6 protein-coding genes and 1 pseudogene are annotated in these 8,797 nt (G+C 60.4%); 6 read left to right on the top strand and 1 reads right to left on the bottom strand.

Annotated features, from left to right (window positions below; all coding sequences use genetic code 11):
- Window positions 1-833: pseudogene (locus tag Q1W15_RS02555) on the bottom strand (pyruvate dehydrogenase (acetyl-transferring), homodimeric type); the annotation flags it as partial.
- Between the two features lie 384 nt (window positions 834-1,217).
- Between Q1W15_RS02555 and glnE the strand changes: the two are divergent.
- From glnE to rfaP, 6 genes are all read left to right on the top strand, one after another.
- Window positions 1,218-4,160 carry a bifunctional [glutamate--ammonia ligase]-adenylyl-L-tyrosine phosphorylase/[glutamate--ammonia-ligase] adenylyltransferase gene (glnE, locus tag Q1W15_RS02550; protein ID WP_300720016.1) on the top strand — a complete coding sequence of 981 codons (2,943 nt, stop codon included), beginning with the start codon at window positions 1,218-1,220 and terminating at the stop codon, window positions 4,158-4,160.
- Window positions 4,161-4,281: 121 nt separating this feature from the next.
- Window positions 4,282-5,205: a branched-chain amino acid transaminase gene (locus Q1W15_RS02545; protein ID WP_300720015.1), complete on the top strand. Its 924-nt coding sequence runs from the start codon at window positions 4,282-4,284 to the stop codon at window positions 5,203-5,205.
- A gap of 59 nt (window positions 5,206-5,264) precedes the next feature.
- Entirely contained in the window at window positions 5,265-6,299 is a 1,035-nt protein-coding gene (gene waaF, locus Q1W15_RS02540) for a lipopolysaccharide heptosyltransferase II (RefSeq protein ID WP_300720014.1), read from the top strand.
- Window positions 6,300-7,361 carry a lipopolysaccharide heptosyltransferase I gene (gene waaC, locus Q1W15_RS02535; protein ID WP_300720013.1) on the top strand — a complete coding sequence of 354 codons (1,062 nt, stop codon included), beginning with the start codon at window positions 6,300-6,302 and terminating at the stop codon, window positions 7,359-7,361. It abuts the gene before it with no gap.
- A complete protein-coding gene (locus Q1W15_RS02530; protein ID WP_300720012.1) occupies window positions 7,361-8,482 on the top strand; it encodes a glycosyltransferase family 4 protein in 1,122 nt (373 codons plus the stop codon). Before waaC ends, Q1W15_RS02530 begins: the two co-directional genes overlap by 1 nt.
- Window positions 8,482-8,797 (top strand): lipopolysaccharide core heptose(I) kinase RfaP (gene rfaP / locus Q1W15_RS02525; protein ID WP_300720011.1); only part of this gene is annotated, 316 nt, incomplete at its 3' end. The genes Q1W15_RS02530 and rfaP, both read left to right, overlap by 1 nt.

Raw genomic sequence — 8,797 nt, 5'->3', positions numbered from 1 at the left:
CGGAACACGCCTTCGAGTTCCTGGATGATCTTGCCGTTGCCGCGAACCGGGCCGTCGAGGCGCTGCAGGTTGCAGTTGATAACGAAGATCAGGTTGTCGAGGTTTTCGCGGCCTGCCAGCGAGATGGCACCCAGGGATTCCGGCTCGTCACACTCGCCGTCGCCCAGGAAGCACCAGACTTTTTGCTTGCCAGCCGGGATATAGCCACGGGCTTCCAGGTACTTCATGAAGCGTGCCTGGTAGATCGCCTGGATTGGGCCAAGGCCCATCGATACGGTCGGGAACTGCCAGAAGTCAGGCATCAGCCAAGGGTGCGGGTAGGACGACAAGCCCTGACCGTCGACTTCCTGGCGGAAGTTGTTCATTTGTTCTTCGGTGATGCGGCCTTCCATGAACGCACGGGCGTAAACGCCTGGCGAGGTGTGGCCCTGGAAGTAGATCAGGTCGCCGCCGTGCTCGTCGGTCGGGGCCTGGAAGAAGTAGTTGAAGCCGATGTCATACAGGGTTGCGCTGGAAGCGAAGCTGGAGATATGACCGCCCAGGTCAGAATCTTTCAAGTTCGTGCGCATGACCATTGCCATCGCGTTCCAGCGAACCAGCGAGCGAATGCGGCGTTCCATAAACAGGTCGCCAGGCATGCGTGCTTCGTGAGTCACGGGAATCGTGTTGCGGTATGGCGTGGTGATGGCGTACGGCAGCTGCGAACCGGTGCGTGTCGCGAGCTCACCCAAACGGGTCATCAGGTAGTGAGCGCGTTCTTCGCCTTCTTTGTCGAGAACCGATTCCAGGGCGTCCAGCCATTCCTGGGTTTCGACGGGATCGAGGTCTTGCATGGCTTGCTCCAGGGCGGAAAGGCTTCCAGAATCGGTTGCCTGAGTTTGCGACTGGCCTTGTGGGCAGACGACATAAATTCTTGGATGGCCGGAGGGTTGGTTCCGACGTTGTGTAGTTTTACTACAAATCGCCGGCCATTTCAGCCCTTCAAGTGTTTGACCCAGTAGTAAAACTACAGGGCGGACTACAATATCGGTTTGTTTCAGCGTAAGAAAAATCGATATTGTAGATTTTAAACGTGATGATTTGCCGTTTATACATTGTTTTTCTGCTAAATAATGGCAGAAAACGGCTATTTGTAACCTTTGTACGACAGTTGGTTTAAACCGCTGTTTCTTCCCGTCACCGTACTCGGCTACACCATCGCCGATCAAGGATAGACCATGAGCCTTCCCTCGCTTGTCGCAATCCCCAGCCTTTTACTGCCCCTTGCCAGCCATGCCGAGCAGGCTTGGCGCGCTGCGGTCGCCGGCCTTGAGGGCGGGCACGTGCTTGATGACTGGTCGTCGGATCGCTGGTCAGCGTTCAACCGTGTGAGTGCCGCGAGTGACTTCTTTATAGAACAGTCTTTGCGTGACCCTTTGATGTTGCTGGACATGGTCCGCATCGGCGAACTGGATCGCAGTTTCGCCCCCGGTGAGATGTGCGGGCAAATCGCTTCGGCCGCTCAGCAGGCGCAAAGCGATGACGAACTGGGCCGAGTGTTGCGTCGCCAACGCACCCGCCAACAGGTGCGGATCATCTGGCGTGACCTGACCCGCCAGGCCGACTTGATCGAAACCTGCCGCGACCTGTCGGACATGGCTGACGCCAGCATCGACCAAGCGTATGGCTGGCTGTATGAACGCCATTGCCAGCAATTTGGTACGCCCCACGGGCACCGCAGCGGCGAGCCGCAGCCTATGGTGATTTTGGGCATGGGTAAGCTGGGTGCGGTAGAACTGAACCTGTCATCGGACATCGACCTGATTTTCGCCTACCCCGAGGGTGGCGAAACCGTGGGGGCCAAGCGCCCGCTGGATAACCAGGAGTTTTTTATCCGCCTGGGCCAGCGACTGATCAAGGCGCTGGACCCGATGACCGTCGACGGTTTTGTGTTCCGCGTCGACATGCGCTTGCGCCCTTATGGTTCTTCAGGCGCGCTGGTGTTGAGTTTTAACGCGCTGGAACAGTACTACCAGGACCAGGGGCGCGACTGGGAGCGCTACGCCATGATCAAGGCGCGGGTGGTGGCCGGCGACCAAGTGGCGGGCGCACAGTTGCTCGATGTGCTGCGCCCGTTTGTGTACCGGCGCTACCTCGACTTCTCGGCGATTGAAGCGCTGCGCACCATGAAGCAGTTGATCCAGCAGGAAGTGCGGCGTAAAGGCATGGCCGACAACATCAAGCTGGGCGCGGGCGGGATCCGTGAGGTCGAGTTTATTGCTCAGGCGTTTCAACTGATCCACGGCGGGCGCGACCTCAGCTTGCAGCAACGTCCGCTGCTCAAGGTGCTGAGCATTCTGGAAGGGCAGGGTTACTTGCCGCCAGCCGTGGTCAACGAGCTGCGCGAGGGCTATGAATTCCTGCGTTACACAGAGCATGCCATTCAGGCCATTGCTGACCGTCAGACTCAAATGTTGCCAGACTCCGAGCAGGACCAGGCGCGCATTGCCTTCATGATGGGCTTTGACACCTGGGCAGCGTTCCATGAGCAATTGATGGCCTGGCGTGGCCGAATTGACTGGCATTTCCGTCAGGTCATTGCCGACCCGGACGATGAAGAGGACATGGATGCGGGTGAAATGGTGGTCGGTGGCGAGTGGCTGCCCCTGTGGGAAGAAGTTCAGGACGATGCGGCGGCCTGTGCCCAACTGGAGGAGGCCGGGTTTGTCGATGCCCCCAACGCCTTGAAGCAATTGGCCGGGTTGCGGGCCAGCCCGCAGTTGCGAGCGATGCAGCGCCTGGGCCGTGAGCGGCTGGATGCCTTTATTCCGCGTTTGCTGGCGCAAGCGGTCGAACATGCCAACCCGGACCTGGTGCTGGAGCGGGTATTGCCGCTGGTCGAGGCCGTCGCCCGGCGTTCGGCGTACCTGGTGCTGCTGACCGAAAACCCCGACGCGCTGCGCCGCTTGCTGACCTTGTGCGCGGCCAGCCCATGGATCGCTGAGCAAATTACGCGGTTCCCGTTGTTGCTCGACGAGTTGCTCAACGAAGGGCGCCTATTCAAGCCGCCGTTGGCCCCTGAACTGGCGGCCGAGTTGCGCGAGCGCCTGACACGCATTCCCGAGGACGACCTTGAGCAGCAAATGGAAGTGCTGCGTAACTTCAAGCTGGCACACCGCCTGCGGGTTGCCGCGTCGGAAATCACCGGCAGCCTGCCGTTAATGAAAGTCAGCGATTACCTGACCTGGCTGGCCGAGGCCATCCTGGAGCAAGTGCTGGCGCTGGCCTGGCGTCAGACAGTGGCCAAGTACGGCACGCCGCAGCGTTCGGACGGCAGCCTGTGCGATCCGGGCTTTATTATTGTGGGTTACGGCAAAGTGGGCGGGATCGAGCTGGGCCACGGTTCAGACCTGGACCTGGTGTTTATCCACGACGGCGACCCGAATGCCGACACCGATGGCCCCAAGCCGATCGACAGTGCGCAGTTTTTCACCCGGCTGGGCCAACGCATCATTCATTTGCTGACCGCGCAAACCACCTCCGGCCAGTTGTATGACGTGGACATGCGCTTGCGCCCGTCCGGGGCGTCGGGGCTGCTGGTCAGTTCCCTGGGGGCGTTTGAGCGCTACCAGCAAAACGAAGCCTGGACCTGGGAGCATCAAGCGTTGGTAAGGGCGCGGGTTCTGGTGGGTTGCCAGCAAGTCGGCGCGGCGTTTGAGCGCGTGCGTGCCAATGTGCTGGGGCGCGAGCGCGATTTGCCCACGCTGCGCCAGGAGGTCAGCGACATGCGCGCCAAAATGCGCGACAACCTCGGCACGCGCAGCACGGCGGCCGGCACCGCTGAAAATGCCTTCCAGGCCACGGTGCCGTTCGATCTCAAGCAGGACGCGGGTGGTATCGTCGACATTGAATTTATGGTGCAATACGCGGCCCTGGCGTGGTCCAGGGAACACCCGGCGCTACTGCGCTACACCGATAACATCCGCATTCTGGAAGGGCTGGAACAGGCCGGGCTGATGCCCGCCACCGATGCCAGCCTGTTGCGCGAGGCTTACAAAGCCTTTCGCGCCGTCGCCCACCGTCAGGCCTTGCAGAAGGAGGCCGGGGTGGTCACGGGGGATCAACTGGTGGACGCGCGCCGAGACGTTCGGCGTATCTGGGAAGAGTTGGGGTTGCGCTAAGCTGCAAGTTTCAAGCTGCAAGCTTCAAGTAAAAGCTTGCAGCGCAGGACGTGAAGCTGCTTTTCTTGAAGCTTAAAACGTGCAGCTTGAAGCTGCTTTTCTCTCTAAGAGGATCTTGACGATGTCGATGGCTGATCGTGATGGTGTGATTTGGTATGACGGCAAACTGGTGCCGTGGCGCGATGCGACCACCCACGTGCTGACCCATACCCTGCACTACGGCATGGGTGTGTTTGAAGGCGTGCGCGCCTACGAAACCCCGCAGGGCGCAGCGATTTTCCGCTTGCAGGCCCACACCGACCGCCTGTTCGATTCCGCCCACATCATGGGCATGAAGATCCCGTTCAGCAAAGACGAAATCAATGAAGCGACCCGCGTTGCGGTGCGTGAAAACAACCTCGACAGCGCCTATATCCGCCCGATGGTGTTCTACGGATCCGAAGCCATGGGCCTTCGCGCCACCGGCCTGAAGGTGCATGTGATCATCGCGCCATGGAGCTGGGGTGCCTACATGGGGGCTGAAGCGCTGGAAGTCGGGATCAAGGTGCGCACCAGCTCCTTCACCCGCCACCACGTGAACATCTCCATGACCCGTGCCAAGGCCAACGGTCATTACATCAACTCGATGCTGGCCCTGCAGGAAGCGATTTCCGGCGGTGCCGACGAAGCACTGCTGCTCGACCCTGAAGGCTTCGTGGCCGAGGGTTCCGGCGAGAACGTGTTCCTGGTCAAGGACGGCGTGATCTATACCCCGGACGTGACGGCCTGCCTGAACGGCATCACCCGCAGCACGATCCTGACCCTGGCCACCGAGCTTGGGTTCAAGTTCGTTGAAAAACGCATCACCCGTGACGAGGTGTACATCGCCGACGAAGCGTTCTTCACCGGCACTGCCGCTGAAGTCACGCCGATTCGTGAAGTCGATGGCCGCCAGATCGGCATCGGCCGCCGCGGTCCGATTACCGAGAAACTGCAAAAGGCCTACTTTGACCTGGTGACCGGCAAGACAACGGATCATCCAGAGTGGCGTACACTGGTCAAGTAATGTCGGCATAGCATCACAGCAGGGAGGCGAATGCCTCCCTTGCTTGTTTATGGAAACTTATGAATATTTTGATCGTTGGGCCCAGTTGGGTCGGTGACATGGTGATGGCGCAGACACTGTTCCAGTGCCTCAAACAACGCCACCCGCAGTGCGAGATCGATGTGCTGGCCCCCGAGTGGAGCCGGCCCATCCTTGAGCGCATGCCTGAAGTTCGCCAGGCCTTGAGCTTTCCGCTCGGCCACGGTGCGCTTGAACTGGCCACACGGCGCTCCATCGGCAAGTCCCTCAAGGGGCAATACGATCAAGCGATTTTGCTGCCCAACTCGCTGAAGTCGGCGCTGGTGCCGTTCTTCGCGGGTATTGCCACGCGCACCGGCTGGCGCGGCGAGTTCCGCTACGGCTTGCTTAACGATGTGCGCACGCTCGATAAAGAGCGCTACCCGTTAATGATCGAGCGTTTTATGGCCCTGGCCTACGCGCCGGGAGCCGACCTGCCCCAACCGTACCCGCGCCCCGCGTTGCAAATCGACCCGGTGAGCCGCGAGGCGGCCCTGGCCAAGTTCGGCCTAACACTGGACCGCCCCGTGTTGGCGCTCTGCCCGGGAGCCGAGTTTGGCGAATCCAAGCGCTGGCCGTCTGACCACTATGCGGCGGTGGCCGAGCAGAAAATCCGTGAAGGCTGGCAGGTCTGGCTCTTTGGCTCCAAAAACGATCACAGCGTGGGTGAAGACATTCGCGCGCGGCTGATCCCCGGCCTGCGTGAAGAGTCAGTCAACCTCAGCGGTGAAACCTCGCTGGCGGAAGCCATCGATCTGTTGTCCTGTGCCGACGCCGTGGTGTCCAACGACTCCGGGTTGATGCACGTGGCGGCGGCGCTGAATCGCCCACTCGTGGCGGTGTACGGCTCCACTTCACCGGGCTTCACACCGCCGCTTGCGGACAAGGTTGAGATCGTGCGTTTGGGCCTGGAATGCAGCCCGTGTTTTGAGCGCACGTGCCGCTTCGGTCACTACAATTGCCTGCGCGAACTCATGCCAAAGCCCGTGGTAGAGGCCTTGCAACGGTTGCAGGGCGTTGTGGTCGAGGTCAACTAAGTGCGTGTTCTGTTGGTAAAAACATCCTCGCTGGGGGATGTGATTCATGCCTTGCCAGCGCTGACCGATGCCGCCCGGGCCATTCCCGGCATTACTTTTGACTGGGTGGTGGAAGAAGGCTTTGCCGAGATCCCCACCTGGCACCCGGCGGTAGGCAAGGTGATTCCCGTGGCGATCCGCCGCTGGCGCAAAAACCTCTGGGAAACCCTCAAAAGCGGCGAGTGGAAGCGTTTCAAGCAACGCCTGCGCGCTGAACAGTACGACCTGGTGATTGACGCCCAAGGGCTGGTCAAAAGCGCTTGGCTGACGCGTTACGTCAACGCCCCGGTGGCCGGGCTGGATAAAAACTCGGCCCGCGAACCGCTGGCCAGCCATTTTTACCAGCGCCGCCTGGCGGTTGCCCGCGGCCAGCATGCGGTCGAGCGGCTGCGCCAGTTATTTGCCGTGGCGCTGGGCTATGACCTGCCCAAAGGGCTGGGTGATTACGGGCTAGACGTCGACAAACTGGTCGAGTTGCCGCGCCAGAATGCTTTTGTGCTGTTTTTGCACGGCACCACGTGGGACACCAAGCATTGGCCTGAAGTGTACTGGCGTGACTTGGCCGTCCGCATGGGGCATATGGGGGTCGAAGTGCGTTTGCCCTGGGGTAACCCGACCGAAAAGGCCCGTGCCGAACGCATCGCCAACGGCCTGCACAATGCTGTGGTTCTGCCTAAGCTCAACCTCGCCGGCGTCGCCAAGGTGTTGGCCAGCGCCAGCGCCTGTGTGGCGGTGGACACCGGCCTGGGGCATTTGGCAGCCGCACTGGATGTGCCGACTATTTCCCTGTTTGGCCCCACCAACCCGGGGCTGACCGGTGCCTATGGCAAGGTGCAAATTCATTTGGCCAGTGATTTTCCGTGTGCGCCGTGCCTGCAAAAAAAATGCACCTACACCCCGACTGCACAGGACCAGCAGCGGTTTGACCTGAAAAACGAGTGGCCGTTGTGCTTCACCCGTTTGAACCCTGAGCGTGTCGCAAGTCGATTAAGCACGTTGTTACTGGCTGAGGAACTGCGCTGATGCAACTGGCTTTTGTGCTGTACAAGTATTTCCCGTTTGGCGGGCTGCAACGCGATTTCATGCGCATTGCCCTGGAGTGCCAACAGCGCGGGCATCAGATTCGCGTGTACACCATGATCTGGGAAGGCGATATTCCGGCAGGTTTTGAAGTGCTGATTGCGCCGGTCAAAGCCTTCAACAACCATACGCGCAATGAAAAAATGCTCGCCTGGATGCAGGCCGACCTGGCCAAGCGCCCGGTTGACCGGGTGGTGGGCTTCAACAAAATGCCGGGGCTGGACGTGTACTACGCCGCCGACGGCTGTTTTGAAGACAAGGCGCAAAACCTGCGCCATTCGCTGTACCGTTTTTTCAAACGCTACAAGCACTTTGCCGAGTACGAGCGCGCGGTGTTCGACAAGCATGCCAAGACCCAAATCCTGATGATTTCCGAGGTCCAGCAGCCGCTGTTCATCAAGCATTACGGCACTCCGCTGGAACGCTTTCACCTGCTGCCACCGGGTATTGCGCTGGACCGCCGCGCGCCGCCGAACGCGGCAGCTATTCGTGCCGATTTTCGCCGCGAGTTCAACCTGACAGACGATGATCGGCTGTTGGTGCAAATTGGTTCAGGCTTCAAGACCAAAGGCGTGGACCGCAGCCTTAAAGCCCTGGCGGCGCTGCCGAGCGCGCTTAGAAAGCGCACCCGGTTGTTTGTGATCGGTCAGGACGACCCCAAAGTCTTTCAATTGCAAAGCGCCGCGTTGGGCCTGGGCGAGCATGTGCAGTTCCTCAAGGGGCGCAGCGATATCCCGCGTTTCCTGTTGGGTGCCGACCTGCTGATTCACCCGGCCTACAACGAAAACACCGGTACCGTGCTGCTTGAAGCGCTGGTGGCCGGCTTGCCGGTGCTGGTCAGCGCGGTCTGTGGCTACGCCCATTACATCAGCGATGCTGACTGTGGCCGGGTGCTGGACGAACCGTTTGACCAAGCCCAACTCAATGATGAACTGACCCACATGTTGTCCGATGATGCTGCGCGCGCAGCCTGGAGCCGTAACGGCCTGGCCTACGCGCAGACGGCCGACCTCTATAGCATGGCGCAGCACGCTGCGGATGTGATTCTGGCGGAGCAACACTGATGAAACTGATTCTTGCCGAACCGTTCAAGAGCTTGTGGGCCGGGCGCGATGCGTTCGCCGAAGTCGAGCGCCTGGAAGGCGAGGTTTACCGCGAACTGGAAGGCCGGCGTACCTTGCGTACCGAAGTCGACGGGCGCGGTTTCTTTGTGAAAATCCACCGTGGTATCGGCTGGGGTGAAGTGTTCAAGAACCTGCTGACGGCCAAGCTGCCAGTACTCGGTGCGGGCCAGGAGTGGCGGGCGATCAAGCGTCTGCACGAAGTCGGGGTGCCGACCATGACCGCTGTGGCCTACGGAGAAAAGGGCAGCAACCCGG

Source organism: Pseudomonas sp. (assembly GCF_030150285.1).
Classification (GTDB): domain Bacteria; phylum Pseudomonadota; class Gammaproteobacteria; order Pseudomonadales; family Pseudomonadaceae; genus Aquipseudomonas.
This window is presented reverse-complemented; position numbering and strand designations above follow the sequence as displayed.